This window comes from Methylobacterium indicum, from assembly GCF_001043895.1.
In the GTDB taxonomy this organism is placed as follows: Bacteria; Pseudomonadota; Alphaproteobacteria; order Rhizobiales; family Beijerinckiaceae; genus Methylobacterium; species Methylobacterium indicum.
Map to the genome: position 1 here is coordinate 12,471 of NZ_JTHF01000125.1, position 22,477 is coordinate 34,947.

The 22,477-nt window shown below is 71.7% G+C and carries 21 protein-coding genes; 4 read left to right on the plus strand and 17 right to left on the minus strand.

Annotated features, from left to right (window positions below; all coding sequences use genetic code 11):
• Window positions 1-121 precede the first annotated feature (121 nt).
• From QR78_RS15395 to QR78_RS15410, 4 genes are all read left to right on the plus strand, one after another.
• On the plus strand, window positions 122-1,672 hold the full coding sequence (locus QR78_RS15395) for a S10 family peptidase (protein WP_048428423.1): 1,551 nt from the start codon (window positions 122-124) through the stop codon (window positions 1,670-1,672).
• Window positions 1,669-2,055, plus strand: coding sequence for a hypothetical protein (locus QR78_RS15400; RefSeq protein WP_048428424.1), 387 nt, complete (start codon window positions 1,669-1,671; stop codon window positions 2,053-2,055). The genes QR78_RS15395 and QR78_RS15400 overlap by 4 nt, the downstream gene beginning before the upstream one ends.
• Before the next feature lie 90 nt (window positions 2,056-2,145).
• Window positions 2,146-3,243 carry an OpgC family protein gene (locus tag QR78_RS15405; protein ID WP_048428425.1) on the plus strand — a complete coding sequence of 366 codons (1,098 nt, stop codon included), beginning with the start codon at window positions 2,146-2,148 and terminating at the stop codon, window positions 3,241-3,243.
• A complete protein-coding gene (locus QR78_RS15410) occupies window positions 3,204-4,109 on the plus strand; it encodes an SGNH/GDSL hydrolase family protein (protein ID WP_082171908.1) in 906 nt (301 codons plus the stop codon). Before QR78_RS15405 ends, QR78_RS15410 begins: the two co-directional genes overlap by 40 nt.
• Window positions 4,110-4,125: 16 nt before the next feature.
• Here QR78_RS15410 and QR78_RS15415 read toward each other — a convergent pair whose 3' ends face one another.
• The 17 genes from QR78_RS15415 to QR78_RS15495 form a co-directional block, all read right to left on the minus strand.
• Complete coding sequence (locus QR78_RS15415) at window positions 4,126-4,380, minus strand: hypothetical protein (protein ID WP_048428426.1); 255 nt, start codon at window positions 4,378-4,380, stop codon at window positions 4,126-4,128.
• 239 nt (window positions 4,381-4,619) lie between these two features.
• Window positions 4,620-5,027, minus strand: coding sequence for a DUF1236 domain-containing protein (locus QR78_RS15420; protein ID WP_048428427.1), 408 nt, complete (start codon window positions 5,025-5,027; stop codon window positions 4,620-4,622).
• Window positions 5,028-5,199: 172 nt separating this feature from the next.
• Window positions 5,200-5,937: a sigma-70 family RNA polymerase sigma factor gene (locus QR78_RS15425; RefSeq protein ID WP_048428428.1), complete on the minus strand. Its 738-nt coding sequence runs from the start codon at window positions 5,935-5,937 to the stop codon at window positions 5,200-5,202.
• 123 nt (window positions 5,938-6,060) lie between these two features.
• Window positions 6,061-6,852, minus strand: a complete 792-nt coding sequence (locus QR78_RS15430) for a class II glutamine amidotransferase (protein ID WP_048428429.1) — start codon at window positions 6,850-6,852, stop codon at window positions 6,061-6,063.
• A gap of 44 nt (window positions 6,853-6,896) precedes the next feature.
• On the minus strand, window positions 6,897-7,196 hold the full coding sequence (locus QR78_RS15435) for an oxidase (RefSeq protein WP_244276482.1): 300 nt from the start codon (window positions 7,194-7,196) through the stop codon (window positions 6,897-6,899).
• A gap of 11 nt (window positions 7,197-7,207) precedes the next feature.
• Window positions 7,208-7,870: a cytochrome c oxidase subunit 3 gene (locus tag QR78_RS15440; RefSeq protein ID WP_048428430.1), complete on the minus strand. Its 663-nt coding sequence runs from the start codon at window positions 7,868-7,870 to the stop codon at window positions 7,208-7,210.
• Window positions 7,867-9,543: a cytochrome c oxidase subunit I gene (locus QR78_RS15445; protein ID WP_048428431.1), complete on the minus strand. Its 1,677-nt coding sequence runs from the start codon at window positions 9,541-9,543 to the stop codon at window positions 7,867-7,869. The genes QR78_RS15440 and QR78_RS15445 overlap by 4 nt, the downstream gene beginning before the upstream one ends.
• Window positions 9,540-10,508, minus strand: coding sequence for a cytochrome c oxidase subunit II (gene coxB, locus QR78_RS15450; RefSeq protein ID WP_048428432.1), 969 nt, complete (start codon window positions 10,506-10,508; stop codon window positions 9,540-9,542). The genes QR78_RS15445 and coxB overlap by 4 nt, the downstream gene beginning before the upstream one ends.
• Window positions 10,505-11,005 carry a hypothetical protein gene (locus tag QR78_RS15455; protein ID WP_048428433.1) on the minus strand — a complete coding sequence of 167 codons (501 nt, stop codon included), beginning with the start codon at window positions 11,003-11,005 and terminating at the stop codon, window positions 10,505-10,507. The genes coxB and QR78_RS15455 overlap by 4 nt, the downstream gene beginning before the upstream one ends.
• On the minus strand, window positions 11,002-12,060 hold the full coding sequence (locus QR78_RS15460) for a hypothetical protein (RefSeq protein WP_048428434.1): 1,059 nt from the start codon (window positions 12,058-12,060) through the stop codon (window positions 11,002-11,004). Before QR78_RS15460 ends, QR78_RS15455 begins: the two co-directional genes overlap by 4 nt.
• Entirely contained in the window at window positions 12,057-12,614 is a 558-nt protein-coding gene (locus QR78_RS15465) for a c-type cytochrome (protein WP_048428435.1), read from the minus strand. The genes QR78_RS15460 and QR78_RS15465 overlap by 4 nt, the downstream gene beginning before the upstream one ends.
• Complete coding sequence (locus tag QR78_RS15470; protein ID WP_048428436.1) at window positions 12,614-14,608, minus strand: quinol:electron acceptor oxidoreductase subunit ActD; 1,995 nt, start codon at window positions 14,606-14,608, stop codon at window positions 12,614-12,616. Before QR78_RS15470 ends, QR78_RS15465 begins: the two co-directional genes overlap by 1 nt.
• Window positions 14,605-17,592, minus strand: a complete 2,988-nt coding sequence (locus QR78_RS15475) for a TAT-variant-translocated molybdopterin oxidoreductase (protein WP_048428437.1) — start codon at window positions 17,590-17,592, stop codon at window positions 14,605-14,607. Before QR78_RS15475 ends, QR78_RS15470 begins: the two co-directional genes overlap by 4 nt.
• Window positions 17,589-18,248 carry a cytochrome c3 family protein gene (locus tag QR78_RS15480; protein ID WP_048428438.1) on the minus strand — a complete coding sequence of 220 codons (660 nt, stop codon included), beginning with the start codon at window positions 18,246-18,248 and terminating at the stop codon, window positions 17,589-17,591. Before QR78_RS15480 ends, QR78_RS15475 begins: the two co-directional genes overlap by 4 nt.
• Before the next feature lie 233 nt (window positions 18,249-18,481).
• Complete coding sequence (locus QR78_RS15485) at window positions 18,482-18,982, minus strand: GNAT family N-acetyltransferase (RefSeq protein WP_202972705.1); 501 nt, start codon at window positions 18,980-18,982, stop codon at window positions 18,482-18,484.
• Window positions 18,979-19,602: a PRC-barrel domain-containing protein gene (locus tag QR78_RS15490; RefSeq protein WP_048428439.1), complete on the minus strand. Its 624-nt coding sequence runs from the start codon at window positions 19,600-19,602 to the stop codon at window positions 18,979-18,981. The genes QR78_RS15485 and QR78_RS15490 overlap by 4 nt, the downstream gene beginning before the upstream one ends.
• A 322-nt stretch (window positions 19,603-19,924) precedes the next feature.
• Window positions 19,925-22,243: a lytic transglycosylase domain-containing protein gene (locus QR78_RS15495; RefSeq protein WP_048428440.1), complete on the minus strand. Its 2,319-nt coding sequence runs from the start codon at window positions 22,241-22,243 to the stop codon at window positions 19,925-19,927.
• Window positions 22,244-22,477 lie beyond the last annotated feature (234 nt).

Below are 22,477 nucleotides of genomic sequence, written 5' to 3' on the forward strand. Positions count from 1 at the left end.
GATGCGGATCGAGATCGAGCCCATCTCCCTTCTCCAGGGTGGGAGAGGGGGATCCGGCGCCCGATCCCTCCGCGATCCGGAGGCGGAACCCTGGAACGAACCGGCCTCGCGAGGAGACGTCATGACCCGCATCACGACCCGGATCCTCGCGCTCGCGGCGGTCCTGTGGCTCGGGCCCGCCCCGGCCGTCCTGGCGCAGCAGGCCCGCCAGGACAACCGGCAGGAGGCGCGCCAGCCCGAGGGGCGGCGCCTGCCGCCCGACGCGACGACCCAGCACAGCCTCACCCTGTCGGGCGGGCGCACCTTGAGCTTCACGGCGACGGCCGGCAGCCTGCCGCTGGTCGACGAATCGGGCAAGCTCCAGGCCGAGATCGCCGTCACGGCCTTCACCCTGGCCGGCAAGGACGCGACGACGCGGCCCGTCACCTTCGCGGTCAATGGCGGACCGGGGGCGTCCTCGGCCTATCTCAACCTCGCGGCGGTCGGGCCCTGGCGCCTGCCCCTCGACGGCACCAGCATCAGCCCCTCGATGGCGCCGGTGCCGGTGCCCAACGACGAGACCTGGCTCGACTTCACCGACCTCGTCTTCATCGATCCCGTCGGCACCGGCTACAGCCGCGCGACCGGCGACGACGCGAAGCGCTATTACGGGGTCGAGAGCGACGCCTCCGTGCTGTCGGCGGTGATCGCCCGCTGGCTGCGCACCAACGACCGGCTCGCCTCGCCAAAATTCTTCCTCGGCGAGAGCTACGGGGGCTTCCGCGGGCCGCTCGTCGCCCGCAAGCTCCAGGACGACGTCGGGGTCGGTCTGTCGGGGCTGGTGCTGCTCTCGCCGGTGCTCGATTTCGGCTACCTCCAGCCGCCGCGGCACAACCCGCTCGGCGCCGTGACGCGGCTGCCCTCCCTCGCCGCCGCCGGGCTGGAGCGGCGCGGCGAGACGCCCGGTCCCGCGCGGATGCGCGAGATCGAGACCTACGCCACCGGTCCCTACCTGTCGGATCTCCTGCGCGGGCCGACCGATTCCGCCGCCCTCGACCGCCTCACCGAGCGGGTCGCGAGCCTGACCGGGCTCGACCCGGCCCTGGTCCGCCGCCAGGCCGGCCGGGTCTCCGGGGCGAGCTACCAGCGCGAGGCCGACCGCGACGCGGGCCGGGTGGCGAGCGCCTACGATACCGGCGTGACCGGATGGGACCCCGATCCGAGCGCCGCCTTCGGCCGGTTCCAGGACCCGATCCTCACCGCCATGCAGGCGCCGCTGACCAGCGCGATGATCGACCTCACCGCCCGCACCCTGAACTGGCGGGTGCCGAACCTGCGCTACGAGCTTCTGAGCAACGCGGTCAACGGCGCCTGGAACTGGGGCGGGGGCCGCTCCGCTCCGGAGGTGGTGGGGGAACTGCGCCAGGCGCTCGCCCTCGACGGCAACCTGCGGGTCCTCGTCGCCCACGGCTACACCGACCTCGTCACCCCGTACTTCGCCTCGAAGCTGATTCTCGACCAGATGCCGTCCTACGGCACGCCGGCTCGCCTCGCCCTGTCGGTCTATCCCGGCGGGCACATGTTCTATTTCCGCCAGGCGTCGCGGGCGGCCTTGCGCGGGGATGCGCTCCGCCTCTACGAGACGGCCCTGGCCGCGCGGGGAAGCGGCCCGAGGACGGACGAGGCACGATGACCGGCCAGACGACGATGCGGCGCATAGGGGCGGCCCTCATGGGCGTCGGTACGCTGGCGCTCTCGGGCTGCGGCGGCAGCACCGACCGGGCCGCCCCGCCGCCGGTGATCGCCGCGCCCAAGCCCCCGCCGCCGGTTCCGGCCTGGGGCCCGGTCCTGGCGCAGGACGGCACCTGCACCGGGCCGGTCCCGGCGACCGCCACCGAGATCGCCCCCGGCATCCCCGAATGCGAGCTGGTGCGGCTCAAGGGCCACCCGCCGACCGACGTGCTGGTCGGCGAGAGCGGGCGGGGCCAGCGCGAGGTGCAGGTGCTCTACACCGAGCCCGGTGCCAAGGAGCTGTACTTCTTCGTCAACAACCGCCTCGACCGGATCGTGAAGTAGCGCGACGGCACCCGACTTGCGTCGCGCCGACAGGCCGCGCGGCGCCCCGCGATTCGCCGAGCGAGACCCGCAACAGGGACCACGGGCATCATGCGTGAACCGAATGCGGTCGATTTCTGGCGCGGCATCGCCCTGATCACGATCTTCATCAACCACATCCCGGGCAATTTCTTCCAGAACTATACCTACTCCCAGTACGGCATCTCGGACGCCGCCGAGCTGTTCGTCTTCCTGGCCGGCTGGTCGATCGGCATCGCCACCCGCGGGCGCGACGGTACGCCCGAGCCGGCGCTCCGCACGGTGCTGCGGCTCCTCTCGCGCATGGTCGAGGTCTACCGCGCGCAGCTCGTCATCACGGCGCTGGCGCTGGCGATGCTGGCGGGCGCCGCCCTCTACCTCGACAACCCGCTGCTGGTGGAATGGCACAATGCCGGGCCGATCTTCAGCGACCCGATCCAGGCCACCGTCGGCTGGGTGACGCTGCTGCACCAGCTCGGCTTCTTCAACATCCTGCCGCTCTACGTGGTGCTGCTCGGCCTCGCCCCGGCCTTCGTGCTGCTGGCGCGGGTGCATCTCGGGTTGTCGATCGGGATCTCGGTGCTGCTCTACGCCGTCAGCCTGGTCTTCGAGATCAACATCCCGAGCTGGCCGATGGAGGGCCACTGGTTCTTCAACCCGTTCTGCTGGCAGCTGCTGCTGGTGCTGGGCTTCGCCGCGCACGAGTGGCGGCGCGGCTCCGGGCGCTTCGTGGTCTGGCGGCGCCGGCTGATGCCGCTCGGCATCGTCATCGTCATCGTCGGCGCGATCCTGTCCTGGTTCAACCTGCGGCCCGATCCGCTGGCGGTGCCGGAGCCGCGCCTGCTCTTCATCTTCGACAAGTCCTACCTGTCGCCGGCGCGCCTGGTGCACTTCCTCGGCGTGCTGCTCGCCTTCCAGGCCGTGTTCGGGCTGGTCCAGCCGCGGGCGCGCTGGCTCACGGAGCAGCTCGCCGGCCTCGGGCGCAACTCGCTCGCGGTCTTCTCGGTCGGTTCGGTCGCGAGCCTCGGTGCACAACTGATTCGGTTCTGGACCGGGGGAGGTTTCGCAACCGACGTCTTTGTCGTAGGATGCGGCTTAGCCTCACTCTCCTTCACGGCATGGTTCGTCGAATGGCGCTCTCGCTCTCCCCGTCCCTCCTCGGCGGCGTGAGCTTCGCCTTGGTCGCAAGCCTCGGCTTCGCCGTGCAGGCGCAGTCGACGACGCCGCCGGCGGCCCAGGTGCAACCGGCACAGGCGCCGTCCCAGCCCGCCCTGGCCGAGATCCCGGCGCTCCAGGCCACCGCGCCGAGCGCGGACGCGCCCGATCCGAGCCTGTCGCCGGAATGCCGGGTGCCGGGCTCGAAGCTCTACACCCTGGCCAAGCTCAAGGCGGTCAAGAAGGCCCTGCGCGAGCACCGTGCCGTCCAGGTCCTGACCATCGGCTCCAACTCGGGAGGGCTCGGCACCGCCGCGACCTATCCGGTGCGGCTCGAGGACGCCCTGACCCGCTCGCTTCCCGACATCGAGGTGACGGTGGAGAGCCGGGGCGTCTCCGGCGAGATCGCCTTCGGGGCGGCGGAGCGACTGCGCAACCAGGTGGCGGAGATCGAGCCCGACCTCGTGGTCTGGCAGGTCGGCGGCAACGACGCGCTCGCCCGCGTCGACATCGAGGAATTCTCGCAGTCGCTCGCCGAGACGGTGGCCTGGATCAAGTCGCACGGCATCGACGTGGTGCTGGTCGATCCCCAATACACCGCGAGCCTCGCCAAGGACGACTATTACCGCCAGTTCGTGCTCGCGATCCAGAAGGTCGCCGAGCGCGAGCAGGTGCCCCTGGTGCAGCGCTACGAGGCGATGCGCTACCTCGCCACCCGGGCGATCAGCGCCCTGAAGGGCGCTCCGGCCCAATCCGGCGCCGGCTTCCGCCTCGCCGATCTCGGCTATCGCTGCATGGCCGAGCACGTCACCCGGGCGATCACCGTCTCGCTGCTGCAGCCCGACATCGCCGGCCCGGCAATTCCACCTCCGGCGCATTGACGGGGCCGTTCGGGCGTCACGGTCTCGGCGGCAGCTCGCGCAGGATGTTGTTGACGACGTCCTCGACCGCCTCGCGGCCGGTGTCGTGCGCCTTCAACCGGCTCTCGAGCCGGCGCAGCTGTGGGGTAAACTCCGCGGGCAGGACGGGGTCGCCGAGATAGTCCGGCTTCCCGGCCTCGGCGTTGTAGGTCGAGCGGAGCTGCTTCCCGAGGTGTTCGCGCACCGGCTCCGGCAGCGCGGCATCGTGATTCTCGTAGGGATCGGAGGGCATGGGGAATCCGTATCGCTCTGGATCTCGCGGCAGCGGATCCTGTCGATCCGCGCAGTCCTCATGCAGAACGACGCGCGACGGTGTTTCGTTGCAGGCTGTGCCGCAACAACACTAGGGACTTTTCTGACCGACAAAGCAGAAAGCCCCGGCGCAATGGCCAGGGCTTTGCTGTCGGAGTGTGCGCCACCGTAAGGCGGCGCACCCAAAGACGAGATAGTCGAGCGACCTCGTCGATGAACTTAGTCGATGACCTGCACGATGCGGCGGGTGCCCGGGTCGACCAGCACGACGCGGTCGTTGACCACGGTGTAACGGCGGCCGCGGATGCCGTACTCGGACGGGACCTCGTAGTAGCTCACGCCCGACGAGGGCAGCACGCCGCCGACGGCCACGTCGCCGTCCCAGTCGTAGGAGCGGTGCTGGCGCACGGCATAGGAGCGGAAGCGCGGACGCTCGTCGACGCCGAGAAGGCCGCCGACCGCACCGGTCGCGGCGCCGACGGCACCGCCCACGATCGCGCCGACCGGACCGGCCGCGGCAGCACCATCCTCGGCGCCGCGCTGCGCGCCGGGCAGCAGGCCCTGGGCCTGGGCGGCCATCGGCAGGGTGAGGGCGAGGGCGGCGGCGGCCAGAAGGGTCTTCTTCATCGGATGGGTCTCCGTTTCGTCCAGTCCACCCCGGTCGAGCGGGGCGGCTCTCGGGGGATGTAACGTCGCTGTTGGCGAAACGGTTCAATCGACGCGGTCAGATTTATCGTGCCCGGCACGACGAGAATCACGGGAACCCGGCAGGTGTACTCCGCCGGGGCAGGGGACCCGATCAGGCGTCCTTCGGCATCGCCGACTGGATCAGACGATCGGTGCCGAGATCTTCCTCGTCGTAGCCCAGGAGTTCCGCCAGGCGGCCGCGGGCGCGGCTGACACGGCTCTTCACCGTGCCCACCTTGCAGCCCATGATCGCCGCCGCCTCCTCGTAGGACACGCCCTCGGCCCCGACGAGGACCAGGGCCTCGCGCTGGTCCGGCGGCAGCTTGGCGAGCGCGCTCTGCAGATCCTCGACGTCGAGCCGGTCGCCCTGATGCGGCGCGGTGGCGAGCCGCGCGGCGTAGGAGCCGTCCTGGTCCTCGACCTCGCGCACCCGCTTGCGGTGGTCGGAGTAGAAGATGTTGCGCAGGATCGTGAACAGCCAGGCGTTCAGGTTGGTGCCGGGCTGGAAGCGGGCCCGGTGCTGCCAGCCCTTCAGGAGCGTGTCCTGAACCAAGTCGTCGGCCCGGGCCGGGTTGCTGGTGAGCGACAGGGCGAAAGCCCGCAGGGAGGGCACGGCCTGCAGGAGCCCGTTGCGGAATTCCGGCAACACGGCCTCGCCCTGGACCTTGAGCGCCGCTTCCAGGCGGGCGATCAGGTCGGCGAACCGGTTGTCCGGGTCGGTGTCGCCCAGGGCCTCGTAGGTCGCCCGGAGCTGGCCGCCGAGATGCGACCGGATGGTGGCCGAGAGGCCGGGACGGTCCTCCCCCGACGGAATCGGGGCTGACGGATTCGGGGCTATGTCTCGCGTCATGGCTCTCGCGTCTGCCTGCCTAGGGGAAGATGGGCCCGGGGGCCGCGACCGGAAAGGGCAACCTTAGCGAGAAACAGGCTTGGCGAGAAACGGGCCGCGACCGAGAGGGCGGGCCGGCGCCGCTCAGCCGCCGACCCCGGCCCCCATCTCGTCCCCGTCCGGCACGCCGAGGCGGAACGCCAGCACCTCGCCGGGGGCGAGGTCGGTCCAGTTCTCGTCACGAGTCAGGGGACGGGTCGCCACCACGGTCACGATGTCGTCGGGCGTGGTTTCTTCGGCGAAATCGACCCGCCAATCCTCGTCGATCAGCGTGGCGGTGCCGAACGGGGCCCGGCGGGTCAGGGTGCAGAGGCGCTTGCCGCAATGGGCGTAGAGGGTGCGGCTGTCGGAGAGCAGCATGTTGAACACCCCGAGCCCGTGCAATTCGGCGCAGAGCTCCCGCACCGCCCCGTCGAGGCGGGTAGGCTTCGGCAGGCTGCCCCAGCGCTCCTCGAGCCGGCCCAGCATCCAGCAGAAGGCGTGCTCGCTGTCGGTGGTGCCGACCGGCCGGAAGCGGCCGAGCGTCAGGCGCTTCACCCCCTTGAGCTGGCCGTTATGCGCGAAGGTGAAGGTGCGGCCCCACAATTCGCGGCTGAAGGGATGGGTGTTCTCCAGCGTGACCCGGCCGCGATTGGCCCGGCGCACATGCGCGATCACGATCCGGCTCTTGATCGGGTATTGCCTGAGCAGCCGGGCGATCTCCGAGCGGGCGCTCGGCTCCGGGTCGTGGAAGCTGCGGCTCCCGCGGCCTTCGTAGAACGAGATGCCCCAGCCGTCCTGATGCGGCCCGGTCTCGCCGCCGCGGCGCGCCAAGCCCGCGAAGCTGAAACGGATATCGGTCGGGACGTTGGCGCTCATGCCGAGCAATTCGCACATGCGACGGTTATAGGGCCGTGGTGGTGAGCGGGGAGTGAACGGCGCTACCCCCGCGACAGGTAATCCACCAGCGTCATCGTGAACAGGATCCCGACCCAGAAGAACCCGATGCCGGCAAACAGCTTCACCAGCGGCGGCTCGTGGCGGACCTCCATCGAGAACCACAGGATCGTCGCCACCATCACGGCGGCGACCAGCAGCTCGACGATCCAGACATGCGGGACGGGGAGGGTAGCGCCCAAGCCGACGTTGATGCCGAGCATGACGAGAAGCGCGCCGGCCGTCAGAACCGGCTCGCGCATGTGCCGCCAGAGGGTGCGGCGCTCGTCGCTTGTGCCGAACACGGGGCTCTCTCCTACCGGTTGAGCACGTACAGGGTCGGGAAGGCGAGGATCCAGATCAGGTCGATGAAGTGCCAGTAGAGGCCGAAGATCTCGATCCGGTTCTGGTGCTGCCCCAAAAAGCCCGGGCGGCTCGCCTGCCAGGTCATCACCAGCAGGATGGTGATGCCGGTCATCAGGTGGAGGCCGTGCAGCGAGGTCGCGACGTAGTAGAGGTTCACGAACAGCCGCGAGGGCGGAGAATCCTTCAGCTCGTAGGGCCGGTCGGACAGGAACGGCATCATGTGTTCCTGGTAGTCGGCGTAGTACTCGTAGCCCTTGAGGAGCAGGAACAGCGTACCGAGCGCCGCGGTCGCGAGCATGAACCGCACCATGCCGCGCTGCCAGCCCAGCCGCGAGAGCTGGATCGCCCCCGACATGGTCAGGCTCGAACCGATCAGCACCACGGTGTTGATGGCGCCGATCCAGAACTTGAGGTGACGCGCTGCCTCCTGCACCGCCTCGGGGTGGAGCAGGCGCAGGATCAGCGCGGTCAGGAACAGGCCGGCAAAGAGCAGGAGCTCGGTCAGCAGCCAGGCCCACATCCCGAGCACGGCGGCGCGTTTCTGCTGCTCGACGGTCGCGAAGTGCGAGACGAGCTTGACGCCTACGGCTGAGTCGGAGGCTCCGGCGCTCACGAGTGCTGCCTCCCGGTCTCCTGGGCCTGGAGCGGGTAGTCGTAGGGCACTTTCGGCGCCACCGGCTCGGTCAGGAAGTTGTGGGCCGGCGGCGGTGACGGCACCGTCCATTCGAGGCCCTTGGCGTCCCAGGGGTTGGCGGGCGCCCGCTTCCCGAACCAGATCGAGTAGACGAGATAGACCATCGGGAAGAGGTAACCGACCGCCAGGATGGTCGAGCCCGCCGAGGACAGGATATTGAGGAACTGGAATTCCGGCGGGTAGACGTGGTAGCGCCGCGGCATCCCGAGATAGCCGAGGATGAATTGCGGGAAGAAGGTGACGTTGAAGCCGATGAAGATCAGGAAGGCGGAGATCCGGCCCCAGGCCTCGATGTACATCCGTCCGGTGATCTTCGGCCACCAGAAGTGCAGGCCGCCGAGAAAGGCCAGGACCGTGCCGCCGACCATGATGTAGTGGAAGTGGGCGACGACGAAATAGGTGGCGTGGACGTGCTGGTTGATGGCGAGCGTCGCGAGATAAAGACCCGTCAGGCCGCCGAGCACGAACAGCCCGATATAGCCCATGGCGTAGAGCATCGGCGTGTCGAGCTTGAGCGAGCCCTTATGGATCGTCGCGGTCCAGTTGTAGACCTTGACCGCGGACGGCACAGCCACCGCGAAGCTGAGCACCGAGAACGCCACGCTGGCAAAGTCGCTCTGCCCGTTGACGAACATGTGGTGGCCCCAGACGAAGAAGGTCACCGAGGCGAGCCCGATCGCCGCGTAGGCGACGAACTTGTAGCCGAAAAGCTTCTTCTGGGCGAAGGCCGGGACGATCTCCGAGATCACCCCCATGCCCGGCAGCACCATGATGTAGACCGCCGGGTGGGAGTAGAACCAGAACAGGTGCTGGAACAGCACCGGGTCGCCGCCATAAGCCGGATCGAACACCCCGATATGGAAGGCGCGCTCGGCGATGAGCAGGATCAGCGCCACGGTGATGACCGGCGTGGCGAGCAAAAAGATCAGGCTGGTGGCGTAGTGGGTCCAGACGAAGATCGGCAGCCGGAACCAGGTCATGCCCGGCGCCCGCATGGTGTGGATCGTCACCACGAAGTTGAGCCCGGTCAGGATCGACGAGAACCCGACGATCGTCACGCCGATGAGTGCGGGCACCACCCAGGTGTTCGAGAAGGCGGTGGAAAGCGGCGTGTAGAACGTCCAGCCGGTGTCGACCCCCCCCAGCACCACGCTCGCCAGCGTGAACAGGGCGCCGGTCATGAACACGTACCAGGAGGCGAGGTTCAGCTTCGGGAAGGCGAGGTCCCGCGCGCCGATCATCAGCGGGATCAGGAAGTTGCCGAAGGTCGCGGGGATACTGGGGATCAGGAAGAACCACACCATCACGACCCCGTGGATCGTGAACAGCTTGTTGTAGGTGTCGTTGGTGAAGACCTGCCCGTCGGGGACGACGAGGGCCAGGCGCACCAGCCCCGCGGTCACCGCCCCGATGACGAAGAAGGCGGTGATGCTGGCGAGATACAGGAGCGCGATGCGCTTGTGGTCGGTGGTGAAGAACCACGAGCGCAGGGTGTGCTCGGCATGCAGGTAGTCGGCCCCGTGGCCGAGGCGGGAATCCGGCGTGTGGGGCTCGCGCAGGGCCGGCCCGTCGGTGATGGTGCCGCTGGTCATGGCTTCGCTTCCTGCTGCGCCGTCGCCCCCGTGCTCTTCAGGTACGAGACGAGACGGTCGAGGTCGTCGGGCGGGATCACGTTGCGGAAGGCCGGCATGACCTGCTTGTAGTCGGCGGCGAGCTTCTGCCGGTTCGGGTTCAGGATCTTGTCGCGGAGATACGTCTCGTCGGCCGTGACGGTGCGCCCGTCGGCGAGCCTGACCTCGCGGCCATAGAGGCCGGCGAGCGCGGGCGCCCGCACCTTGGCGCCGGGATCGTGGCAGGCGCCGCAGCCGTAGGATTCGTAGACGACCCGGCCGGCCCCGGCCTGGCCGCCCTGCTGGGCGCCGGCATTCTGCAGCCAGGCGGCGTAGTCGGCCTGGGTCATCAGGGTCAGGTTTCCGTCCATCTTCGAATGGTCGGTGCCGCAATATTCCGAGCAGTAGAGCCGGTAGCTGCCGGTGCGGTCGGCCTTGAACCACAGTTCGGTGTAGCGGTCGGGCAAGGTCGCCATCTGCATCCGCAGGGCCGGCAGATAGAGGTTGTGGATCACGTCCTGGCTGATCATCCGGATCTTGATCGGCTGGCCGATCGGCAGGTGCAGGTCGTTGATCTCGGATTGCCCGGTCGGGTGCTGGAACTTCCACATCCATTGCCGGCCGATCGCCTCGATCACCATGGCGTCGCCTGGCACCTGTTTCGAGATGAAGAACAGCCGGGCGCCCCAGACGAAGAAGATCAGGGTGAGCAGGAACGGGATCAGCATCCAGCTGATCTCGATGAGCACACTGCGGACGTTGCCGTGGCTGCGGTCGGCCTCCTCGCCCTGGCGGTAGCGGATCGCGAACCAGGTGATGGCGACGAAGACCGGCACGGTGAGGAGCAGGGTCAGGACCGTGAAGGCGAGGATCAGCCAATCGGTCTCGACGGCGGTGGCAGAGGCCGCGGCCGGCCAGAGCTGGAGCGCGAGGTCGGTCGGGTTCATCGGGCGGGGACTCCGCCGGCCGCGGGCGGGACGGGATCGAGAGACTGTCCGGCGACGAGCCGCATCGCGCGGTCGATCGGGATGCGGGCGCGCCCGTCGGGCAGGGGCGCGTAGCCGGTGAGCCGCGCGCTCTCCCGTGCCTCGTAGCGGGCGAGGTCCTCGTAGGGCGCGCCCTGGAGGTTCGGTGGTGGCGGCTGCACGCGGGCGGTCTGCTGCGGCGTCAGCGGCAGGGTCCCGGCGACGTTCCAGGCGCCGAACAGGTGCATCATCAACCCCACCGCACCGATCGCGGCGCCGACGGAGGCGGCGAGACCCGCCACCACGAAGGCGGTGCGGCGGACATCGACATCCTCCTCCTCGAACCCTTCCGGGTTGTGGGGCCCGGGATCGGGCTCGGGCTGGCGCGACGCGGGCCTGAAGCCGGAGAGGCGCAGGAGCCCCGCCGCCGCGATGGCGGGGAGGAGCGAGAGCGGGCCGGGCCGAGTCTGGTCGCTCACGAGACGCGCCCCCGCAGGCGGCGATCGACCGGGCCGTAGAGACCGCCGGCGACGCCCACCACGCCGACGAGGGCGAGCGCGTCGGCCCAGGTGAACCGGAAGGCGCCGCGGAAGCCCGGCGTCACGAGCCAGAAGATCTCGGCCCCGTGGAGCAGCAGGATCAAGAGCGCGATCCCGGCGAGCAGCGCCGGCCGGCCCGCATTGCGGCGCGGCACGAGGACCAGGGTGGCGAGCACCATCACGCCGACACCGGCCCAGACCCCGAGGCGGCCGAGCGCCCCGTCGCGGGCGAGGTACCAGCGCGCCTCGTCGGGGAGGTTGGCCGACCACACGATCAGGTACTGCGCCGCGTGGACGAAGCCCCAGATCGCCAGCAGGACCAGGATCGGGTCGGCGAAGGCCGCCGCCGTACGCTGATCGCGGCCGGGCCGGCCCGACGAATCGCGGGCCGCGATCAGGGCGGCGGCCGACAGGGCGAGGCCGGCCTGAATCGTCATCACGAGGAGGCCGAAGGCCGTGGAGGCGAGGCCGGGATCGGCCGACTGCACCCAATCCTCCGCCGCCAGCGTGCCGGTGACGGCGTAGAGACAAAGGCCGAGCACCGCCCTCGACCGGCGCTTGGCCGCCGCCGGGCTGCCGGGCTCGGCGGCCGGGCGCCGGAAGGTGTCGGCGAGCCACAGCCAGATCGCCAGATAGGCGAGGCTGCGCAGGATGAAGAAGACGGGGGTGAACCACACCCCGGCAAGCGGCGTGCGGGGCGCGACGCCCCGGTCCCACGGATAGAGGCCGCCGAGGCCGAGCAGCACCGGCAGCAGCAGCAGGCCGGCGATCGGCAGGAGCCCGAGCAGGCGGCGCAGGGACGCGGCCATCGGCCCGGCGGAGAAGCCCGCCAGTTCGAGCCCCATCAGCAGCGGCAGGGCGCCGGCGGGCAGCGCCACCAGCACCAGCCAGGCGGCGAGGTAGGACGGCATCACCGGGCTGCCGGAGGCACCGGCGAGCGCGCAGGCGGCCAGCGCCGCGGCACCGAGGGCGAGGGAGATCGGGCGGCGGCTCATCGCGCGCCTCCGGGGGTGGGTTCGCCGCCCGCGGCCGCGACCTTCGCCTGGTCCTCCGCCGGGAGGCTCGCCAGGGTCGCGCCCTGGCTCAGCTGCAGCGCGCGGATATAGGCGACGATGGCCCAGCGGTCGGCCGGCGGCACCTGCGCGGCGTAGGGGAGCATGTTGCCTTTGCCGTTGCTGATCACGTCGTAGAAATGCTGCGCGGGCGCCGCCCGCAGGCGTGCCTCGTCGAAGGCCGGCGAGCGCGGGTAGCCGCGCTGCACGATCATGCCGTCGCCGAGCCCGGCCGCGCCGTGGCAGGGCGTGCAGAAGACGTCGTAGCGCTCCTGGCCCCGGACGAGCAGGGCCGGGCTCGCGGCGGCCGGCTGCGGCACCGGGCGGTCGGGCGCCGCGCGGGCCACCGTGCCGGGCGGCGGCAGGCGCATGGTCTGGCCCTGGGGGAAGAACGGGTTGCGGTCCCAGGTCTTGGCTTTCGGCTGGCTCACCATGTTCGCCTGGTCGCAGGCCGCGAGCCCGAGGGGCAGGAGAAGAGCCAGGAGGCACGGGCGCATCACAGCGGCACCCTCCGCACCATCAGGGGGCGCCCGTTCGGCAGGCGGGCCAGGGCCTGCTCGATGCGGGCCGGATCGAAGCGCGGGCCGGCGGCCTCGAAGGCGAGGAAGAAGCGGTCCTCGCTCGCCCGGGTAAAGCCGGGAATCGCGAAGGCCGGGTGGTTCAGGCGCGGCAGGCGGTTCTGGAACAGCAGCGCCAGCACCGTGACGAGGCCGCCGCACAGCGTGCCGAAGGACACGCTCGGCACCATGAAGGACTGCCACGAGAAAAGCGGCCGGCCGCCGACGTCGAACACGTAGTCGAAGCCGGTGGCGTAGAGGCACATCGCCATGAAGGCACACCCGCCTGCCAGCGCCGCCCCGAGGGCGACGAGGGGCAGGATGCCGGCCGGCTGCTGGAGGGCGCGGGTGACCCCGCCCATCGGCACGGGGCCGTAGGTCTCGATCCGCGCGCCGAGGTCGCGGTCCTTCAGGGCCTCGACGGCCGCCGCGAGGTCGCCGGAGCGGTCGAACTCGGCGCTGATGCCCCAGAGCGGCGCGTCCTGCGTCTCGGCCGGGGTCGGCGCCCGCTCCCCGCTCGGGCGCCCGTCGGCGTGCCGGTCGGCGAAACGCCGCGTCTCGGTGATCGAGACCATCGGCAGGGTGCGCAGTCCGAGGAGCAGCAGGGCGAGGAAGAGGCCGACGGTGCCCAGAAGCGTCGCGATCCCCCACAACCCCATCGTGTAGGGATGGGCGGAGGAAGGCAGGAAATCGTGGCTGAGCGTCACGATCAGCAGCATGAAATGGTCGCCGAAGCTGCCGATGGCGGCGGCGAGGCCGACCAGCGCCACGGCGAGGCCGGAGCGCCGGAAGGCGGCGCGCCAGAACAGCTGCACCGGCAGAAGGGCGAAGACCACGATGAGCCAGAACGCCCAGGCATGCGAGCCGGACAGGCGGCGCACCAGCACCGACCGGTCGTAGGCGTCGCCGTGCAGCAGGCTCGAAAAGATCTCGGTGCCGTAGCAATAGGCCGAGACGAGGCCGAGCCCCAGCATCAGCCGCGCCATCAGGGCGATGTGGCGCTCGGTGATCAGCGCCTCGAGGTGGAGGGCGCGGCGTACCAGCACCGCGAGCGCCGCGGTGACGCCGACGCCGGAGAGGAGCGAGGCAGAGAGGAACGTCACCGGGAGCAGCGTGTCGTGCCAGCCCGGCAGCACCGTGCCGGCGAGCATCACCGAGGCCCCGGTCTGGAGCGCGACGACGAGGACGAGGGCGAGGGCCGAGAGGGTGCGGGTCGCGAGCACCCAGCGCTCCCAGTGGGTCGCCGCCCCGCGCCAGCCGAGCGCCAGGATGCCGTAGACCTGGGCGCGCAGCAGCGTCAGGCGCCGCCGGCGTCCCCGCCCCTCGTCGGCGGCCCGCGCCTCGTCCCGGACCGCCTCGAAGGCCCGGTCGCGCAGGGCCGCGAAGTCGGGCAGGAGCCCGACATACCACAGGCCGAGGCAGACCCCGAGGAAGCTGATGATGTCGATCGCGTCCCAGACCAGGGGCGAGCGGAATTGCGGCCAGAGCGCCAGGGTGTTGGGGTAGGGCAGGGTCCAGTAGAACACCCAGGGACGCCCGAGATGGATGATCGGGTAGAGGGCGGCCGCGGCCGCCGCCAGCACCGCGGTCGTCTCGGCGATCCGGTCGATGCCGGAGCGCCAGGCGGCGCCGGTGAGCCGCAGGGTGGCGGAGGTGAGCAGAGCCCCGCAGGCGATGCCGATCCACCAGTCGTAGGCGACGATGTCGAGCGCCCAGACGACCGGGTTGTTGTTGTGCCAGATCCCGACGCCGTTGAGGAGCAGCCAGGCCAGGGCCGCCGCGAAGACGCCGAGGAGCCCGCAGGCCCCCGCGAAGGCGATCCACCACGCCCGCGAGCGGGCCCGCGCCGGAGCGCCGGTGACGGCGCGGCCGATCGAGGACAGGTCCTCCTTCGCGCCCAGCAATCCGGCCCGGGGGGAGAAGGTGCCGCTCATCGCGTAGTCCCGGGTGTCGCGGCGGGTTCGCCGGCGGCGGCCTCGACCAGCCGGGCGAGGTAGGTCGTGCGGGGCTTGGTGTTGAGCTCGGCCAAGAGGCCGTAATTGCGCGGATCGGCCGCCGCCGCGGCGACGCGGCTGCCGGGATCGCGCAGGTCCCCGAAGGTGATGGCCCGCGTCGGGCAGGCGCCCTGGCAGGCGGTGACGACCGCGCCGTCGGGGATCGGCGCGTGGTCGCCCTTCGTCGCGTCGATGCGGGCGGCGGCGATGCGCTGGACGCAGTAGGTGCATTTCTCCATCACGCCGCGGGCCCGGACCGTCACCTCCGGATTGCGCTGCTGCTGCTGCACCGGCGCCATGTCGCCCGAATAGTCGAGGTAGTTGAAGCGCCGGACCTTGTAGGGGCAGTAGCTGGAGCAGGCCCGCGTGCCGACGCAGCGGTTGTAGACCATGAGGTTCAGGCCCTCGCGGTCGTGGACGGTCGCCTCCACCGGGCAGCCGACCTCGCAGGGCGCCTGCTCGCAATGCATGCAGGGCACCGGCATGAAATGGGTCTTGGGCGCGTCGAGCCCGCCCTCGTAGTAGCGGTCGACCCGCAGCCAGTGCAGCCAGCGGCCGAGAGCCACCTCCTCCTTGCCGACGACCGGGATGTTGTTCTCGGACTGGCAGGCGGTGACGCAGGCGTTGCAGCCGATGCAGGCGTCGAGATCGATCGCCATGCCCCAGGCGCGTTCCTGGTCGTAGCGCCCGCCGGGCGAGGTCGGGGCCGGGGGGTAGAGCGAGGGCAGGGCCGCGCGGGAGGCGACCGGCGCGGTGCTGCCGACCGGCTGCACCCGCACGAAGTCGTGCCCCTCCATCGTGCCGTGGTCCTGCGTCGTCACCGGCGGCGCCTTGCGGCCGGTCTTCGCCAGGGTCGCCTCGGCGAGGCGCCAGGGCGTGGCCGCGGCGCGCAGGCGATAGGCGTCGTAGCCGAGCCCGTCGGCGAGCTGCTCGGGGATGCGTCGACCGTAGCCGAGGGAGACCGTGACGGAATCCTCGGCCTGGCCGGGCTGGATCCAGACCGGCCCCTCGATCCGCCGGCCTTCCGCCTCGAGCGTCACGACGTCGCCCTGTCGGAGTTCCTCGCGCTCGGCGAGGCCGGGGCCCACCGCGATCACGTTGCCCCACACCACCTTCGTGAGGGGTTTCGGCAATTCCTGCAGCCAGGCGAGGTTGGCGAGGCTCCCGTCCCAGACGGTCGCATCGGGCCGAAAGACGACCTCGACCCGCCGGGCCGGACCGGCCGGCGAGGGCGCGGGCCGGGCGGACGTCACGGCGGCGGGCAGAGGGGCGCCGACGGGCTCGGGAGCGAGCGCGGTCCCCTCGAAGAAGCCGGCCTGGAGCACGGCATCGCGCCGGGCCGTCCAGGCGACGTCGGGCTCGCCCGGGGAGCGCCAATGGGCGTCGAACAGGGCGGCCCCGTCCTTGGCCTCCGCATCGGTCAGGATCGACAGGATCTCGGGTACCGACCGGCCGTCGTAGAGCGGACGGATCGTCGGCTGGATCGGCGTCACGGTCCCGTCGAGGGAGCGCGCGTCGCCCCAGGATTCGAGGGGGTGGGCGAGCGGCAGGTTCCAGTCGCAGTGGAAGGCGGTCTCGTCCTGATAGAGCCCGGCATGGATCTTCAGCGGCACCCGGGCGAGCGCTTCGAGGAAACCGAGATCGCCCGCCGCCTCGTAGACCGGGTTGACGTCGAGCATCACCAGGACCTGCACCTCGCCCCGACGCATCGCCTCGGCGAGGGCATCGAGCGGCTCGGCGTCGAGGACCGGCACCGGGGCGGTATGGAAGACGGTGCGGCCGGTATTGCCGAGCGCCGCATTGAGGCGGTGGACCTGGGCCAGCAGCTCCGGTCCGGCCTGGGCGCCGGCGAGAACCAGCCCCTCGCCGCGGGCCGCGTTCAACGCCGAGAAGGTTTGGGCGCGCCAGGCGGCGGCCGGACCGCCGCTATCCTGCGCCCTCCCGCCGCCGGCCTCCGCCAGGAGGTCGCGCACGAGGGCGGACAGCCCGTCCGCGCCGATCGCGAGCGGCGCTTCGGCCTTGGCCGAGGTCAGGTTCGGGCTCGGCCCGGCATGGTGGAGGGCGAGCAAACGCCCCTCGGCGGCGGCCTTGCGGCGCGCCTCGACCCAGTCCCGCGCCTGCCCGACCTGGCCGGGACCGGGATCGAGCACGTCGCCGTCGAGGGACACGAGAACCTTCGCCCGGTCGAAGCGCCAGCGCGTTTCCAGCGGCCGGCCATGGGCGAGGCGGGCGCCCTCGTAGAGCGCGTCGCGGCCGACCGGCGCGGAGACGTGCCAGCGCATACCGGGGAAATCCCGGCGCATCGCGGCGACCTGGGCGGCGAGCGAGGGCGACGTGATCGGGCCGGTGACGAGGTGGAGTCCGCGCCCGCCCTCCGCGGCCTTCAGCGCCGCGACGCGCCCGGTCATCGCCGCGCGGAAGGCCTGCCACGAGCTCGGCCGGCCGAGATGCTGCGGGGTCTGGAGCCGGAACGGATCGTAGAGCCCGAGAATCGATCCTTGCGCGAACACGTCGGTGCCGCCGCGGCTCCAGGGGTGCTCGGCATTGCCCTCGATCTTGAGCGGGCGGCCGTTGCGGGTGGTGACCGTGATGCCGTTGGCGAATCCGTCGACGAGGGCCGCCGAGGCGTAGGCGAGGGGCGCGCCCGGGATGATCCGCTCGGGCTGGCGGACATAGGGGATCTCCTGCGTGCGCCCGTCCGGCTGTCCGCAGGCGGCAAGCCCGCTCATCGCGAAGGAGGCGGCCATCAGCTTGAGGAAGCCGCGCCGGTCGGGCGAGGCGGCCAGCCGCGCGGCGGCCGGGTACTCGGTGTCGAGGAAGGCCCGGAACTCGGGCGAATCCGCCACCGCGTCGAGGCTGCGCCAGAACGTCGGGCCGTCGCCGGAGGCGAGGCGGGCGCGCAGCGCCCCGATGTCGTGCGTCATCGGTGGCAGATCCCGCATTCGGTCAGACGCTCGCCGCCCCGGATGTGATACTGGCGTACCAGTTCCGGCCCGAGCGTCGCCTGGTTGGCCGGCGGGCTCCAGGTCATGTTGAGGATCTGGTCCTTCGGCCGCACGTATTTCTCGGGGTTGCGGTGGCAATCGAGACAGAAGCTCATCTCGAAGGCGTTGGCCCGGTAGGTGAGCTGCATGTCGGTGACGGCGCCGTGGCAGGTCGAGCAGCCGATGCCGTTGGTCACGTGGACCGAGTGATTGTAGTAGACGTAGCCCGGCAGCTTGTTCAGGCGGGTCCAGACCAGGGGCTGGTCCTTGGCGTAGCTCGCCCGCACCGGTTCCAGCATGTCCGAGCCGGACCAGATCTGGCTGTGGCAGGTCATGCAGGTCTGGGTCGGCGGGATGCCGGCGGTGGCCTGCGTTTCGACCGTGGTGTGGCAGTAGCGGCAGTCGATCTTCAATTCGCCCGCATGGTGCTTGTGGCTGAACGGCACCGGCTGGGCCGGCGCCACCCCGACGCCGGTGACGTAGGAGGAGCGCACCAGACCCGCCCCGACCACGGGAAGGCCCGCCAGGCAGGCGGCCGCGGTGAGGAGCGCAAGGCGCAGGAGGGCATCGGCGCCCGGCGCGAAGAGCTGGCGCATGGCCTCACACCCCGCCCATGCGCGCACTCTCCCAACCCGGGAGACCGCGCGGCGAGGCCGTCCGTTTCGAGGCGGGAATCACGCGCCGCACGCCACCCTCGTCATACCGCCGCCCTGTTCGGAACGATGCCAGGCTAGGTGGCGCGCACGCCGGTTGCGGCCAGGGCGCCGCGACGATGATTTTCGCGCTGCGACAGCATGGCGTCGGCGGCGGCGACGCCCGCCGCCGTGCCTCAGGCCGCGAGCGCCCGGGCCATCAGGGCCGCGCCCGCGCCATAGCCGGCAGGCGCCGGCGCCGCGAGCGGCCGGAAGCCGTGGCGTCGCCAGAAGCCGGCGGCGTCGCCGACCGCGACCAGCACCACCTCGGGCAGGCCGTGCCGTGCAGCCTGCGCCAGCATCAGCCCGACGACCGCTGCGGCCGCGCCCTGCCCGCGCGCCTCCGGCAGCAGCGCCACGTCGTGGATGCACCAGGCGTCCGCTCTCTCCGGCAGCGCCCCCAGCAGGGTGTCGAGGTCGGGCACCGAGCCGGAGCGCCAGGGATGCCCGACGGCATATCCGGCGAGCGCCTCCCCCGGCCCGACGAGGGCGAGGCAGCCCCCGGGGCAGAGGCGCAGGCGCTCGGCCATCACGGCGTCGTCCTCCGGATAGCCCGGATGGACATGGACCGCGATGGTGGAGGCCGCCGGCAGGTCCGCCGGCCGCATCGGGCGCCAGCGCAGGGCGCCTGCGCTCAACGGGCGGTCTCGTACTTGAACTCCGGCGCGGCCTGGAGCTGGGCCTTGGTCAGCCGGATCTCGGCCTCCGCCACCGTCGCGTCGGGCCCGGTCGCCAGCACCGTCGCACGGCCGCGGGGCTCGGGCGCCGCGACCGAGCCGGTGGCCTCGTCGACGGTGCCGCTGCGCTTGGCCGGCACGGCGGCGAGCGCCTGGTCGGCGACCGCGGCGCCCGGCATCGTCCGGGGGCCGGCGCTCTGCGCGGCGGCTTCGCTCGGCGCCCGCTCCGGCGTCGTATGGGAGGGTGCAGCCTCCGCGGCGGCCCGCCCGGTGTTCCAGGCCAACCGGTCGAACGGCACGGCCACGGATTTCTGGCCGATGCCGAGGAAGCCGCCGACCCCGATCACGACCGCGCGCACCCGCCCGTCCTCGCCAAGCAGCACGTCCTCGATCTCACCGACCCGGACATGGTCCTGGCCGATCACCTTCACGCCGACGAGCTTCGAGGCCCGCATGCTGCCGGGCTCGGGACGGGTCAGGAAGCCGGCGGCATCGGGGGCCGGCTGCTGGGCGCGAGCGGGGGCGATCAGCATCGCGACGAGGGGAAGGGCGAGCAGGGAGGCAGGGGGACGGAAAAGCATGGTTGGGTGTCTCCGAGGCCGGTCGCGGTGGGGCTCGAAGGCTCAACGGGGCCGGAGCGTGACGGTTCATCGCGGGCGACCAGGCGGCCGCGGGCGGAGGGGGTGCCCTGGGACGAAAGATGGGTGCGTTCGGGCTCTCCCCCCACGAACGGCACGGCTACTCCGGAAGAGCGCCTTCACGCATCACGCACGGATGCTCTCACGCGACAACGGGCATTCGAACCGGGAGGCGCGGACGCGACGCCCCGAGGGCGGGGAGTGGAGACCGGCACCGCCGATCACCCCGCCCCCTGCGCGCTGGACCGTTTGCCCCGGCAGCCCCTCACCGCGCCCCGCGCTTCAGATCGTCGGCGATCAGGAGCGCGCTGCGCCCGTCCCCGGCTTCCGCCAAGCGGTTGCGGTAGACCTGCAGGTTCTCGGTCACCCGCTGCACGTAGTTGCGGGTCTCGGTGAAGGGGATGCGCTCGACCCAGTCGACCGGATCGACGCCCGGGTTGCGGGGATCGCCGTAGGCGTCGATCCACTTCTTCACGTTGCCGCCGCCGGCATTGTAGGCCGCGAAGGCGAGGATGTAGGAGCCGCGCCAATCCTCCATCAGCTCGCCGAGATGGGCCTGGCCGAGGCGGGCATTGTAGGCGGGATCGCTGGTCAGGCGGTCGGTGTCGAAGGCGGCGCTGACCCGGCGGGCGGTGCGCTGCGCGGTGGCCGGCATCATCTGCATCAGGCCCCGCGCTCCGACGCTCGATTGCGCCCGCGGGTCGAACTGGCTCTCCTGCCGGGCGATGGCGAAGACCATCGCGCGCTCGACCTGCGGCACGGCGGATGACGCCTCGTAGGTCGGGATGCCGTTGGTCGGGTAGGCGTGCCGGTCGAGGGGCAGGCCGCGCTGCACGGCGGTCTTGCCGATCGCCACCAGGGCGCGGGGATCGTTGAGGGCCATCGCGACGTCGCCGAGGGCGTTCAGCTCCGCCGGGTCGGACAGGCGCTGGGCGAAATCCATGTAGAGCGGGAGCATCAGCTCCTTGAGGCCGGCGGCGGCGAGCAGGCGAAGCGCCCGCACGGCGTTGCGGTTCTCGAAGGCGGTGCGGGCGGTCTCGTCCAGGATCTGGCACGGCCGCAGGGCGAGGGAAGCCTGGCCGAGCTTGGCCCGGGCAAGCTGGCCGTAATAGGCGATCGGCTGGGCGCTCGCGCGCTCGTAGAAGGTCCGGGCCTCGGCGGCCTGGCCCATCGCGTCCGCGGCACGGCCCTGCCAGTAGGCGGCGCGGGCGACCGAGATCGGCGTCTCGGCGATCGCCGCGGCGTTGGCGAAGTGCTTGGCGCCGAGGGCCGCGTCGTCGAGGAAGCGGAGCGCGATCCAGCCGGCGTGGAACTCGGCCTCGATGCGCTTCTCGACCGAGCGGGCGCTGTGGCCGGCGGCGACCGCGTAGGCGGTCTTGGCGTCGCCGGCATCGAGAAGCTTGCGGGCGACGATGCGGCGCTCGACCCACCACTCGTCGGGATCGGCCAGGACCTCGGGATTGCGGGGCGCTTGAGCCATCACGGCGGCGGCCTCCGCCGGCTTGTCGAGGCGGCGCAGGTACTGGGCGCGGGAAAAGAGGTAGGAGGAATCCTGGCGCAGGCTCGGCGGTACGGCGTCGAGGGCCGCACCCGCATTCGCCGCCTTGGCCTCGACGGCGCGGCGCGCCCGCACCAGGGTGCCGTAGGCCTTGCCGGCGTAGGCGGCGGCGCGGCCGGCGCTGTCCCAGTCCTCCTTCATCAGCGCCCGCTCCATGCGGTAGCGGTGATCGACCTCGCCGAGCACGCCCGGGAAGGCGTCGAGGACCTTCAGCTCGAGGGTGCGGCCGAAGGAATCCTCCCGCCAGAGGTCGCGGGCGAGGGTGGCGGCGTCCTCGGAGAGCCCGTCGGCCTTGAAGGCGAGGGCCAGGGCGAACTTGCCCGGCGCGCTCTGCGGCTTGCGGGCGGCGAAATAGGCCCGCACCAGGGCCGGCGACTTGCGCTGGGAGAGCAGGGCCTCCTCGGCGCGGCGGCGCACCAGGCCGCCCACCGGCCAGTCCGGGTTGTCGCGGATGAACGAGACGGTGCGCTCGAAGCCGATGCCGGCGCCGGCCCGGATCGCCACCCAGTCGAGGAGGGCGCGGGCGGCCGGGTCCTTGAACCCGTCGCGCAGGCGGTCGCCCTCGCTCACCTGACCGCGCCGGTAGGCCTCGACGGCGCTGCGCAGGGCCGGACCGTCGATCTCGGTGCCGAGCGCCGGGCGGCCCGGATCGGGTACCGGCGGCACCGGGGCCGGCGGGGCGATCGCCGCATCCGGGACCGGGAACGGGATCGGCGCCTCGGTGTCGGCGGAGGCGAAGGCCGCGGCGGCCGCCGGCAGCCGGGATCCGGCCTCGCCCGCGGAGCTCCGGCGCAGGCCGTCCGCCGGGGTGAACCCGTCCGCCTGGGGCAGGCCCTCGCCCTGGGTGAAGCCCTCCTCGATGGCCCGCTCGACCGCGCGGGCGGGCGTCACCGCCTCCGCGGGCGGGGGCGCCACCGCGGAACCGCCGAGGGCCGGGCCGCCCACCGCCGCCAGGGAGGTCAGCGCGGCGCCGGACACCGTGAGGGCGAGGACCGCGAGGCGGCGCCGACGAGGCGAGAGCAGCATGGATCCCGTTCCCCTGGAAGCTCGAATGACCGGACGCCTCATGGTGAAAGCGCCACGTTAAGAAGCGATTAACCCTGGCATCCGGTGGAGCCGGAACGCCGGGGGGCCGCGGAGCGTTTGCGCGCGGCCCGGCGAGGGCCTATGTGTCGAACGCCGGACGGCCGAGGTTTCGACCCTGCAGCCTCCCGCACCGGACCCGGCCGCGGTCCGCCTGCGGGCCGGCCTCCCAACCAG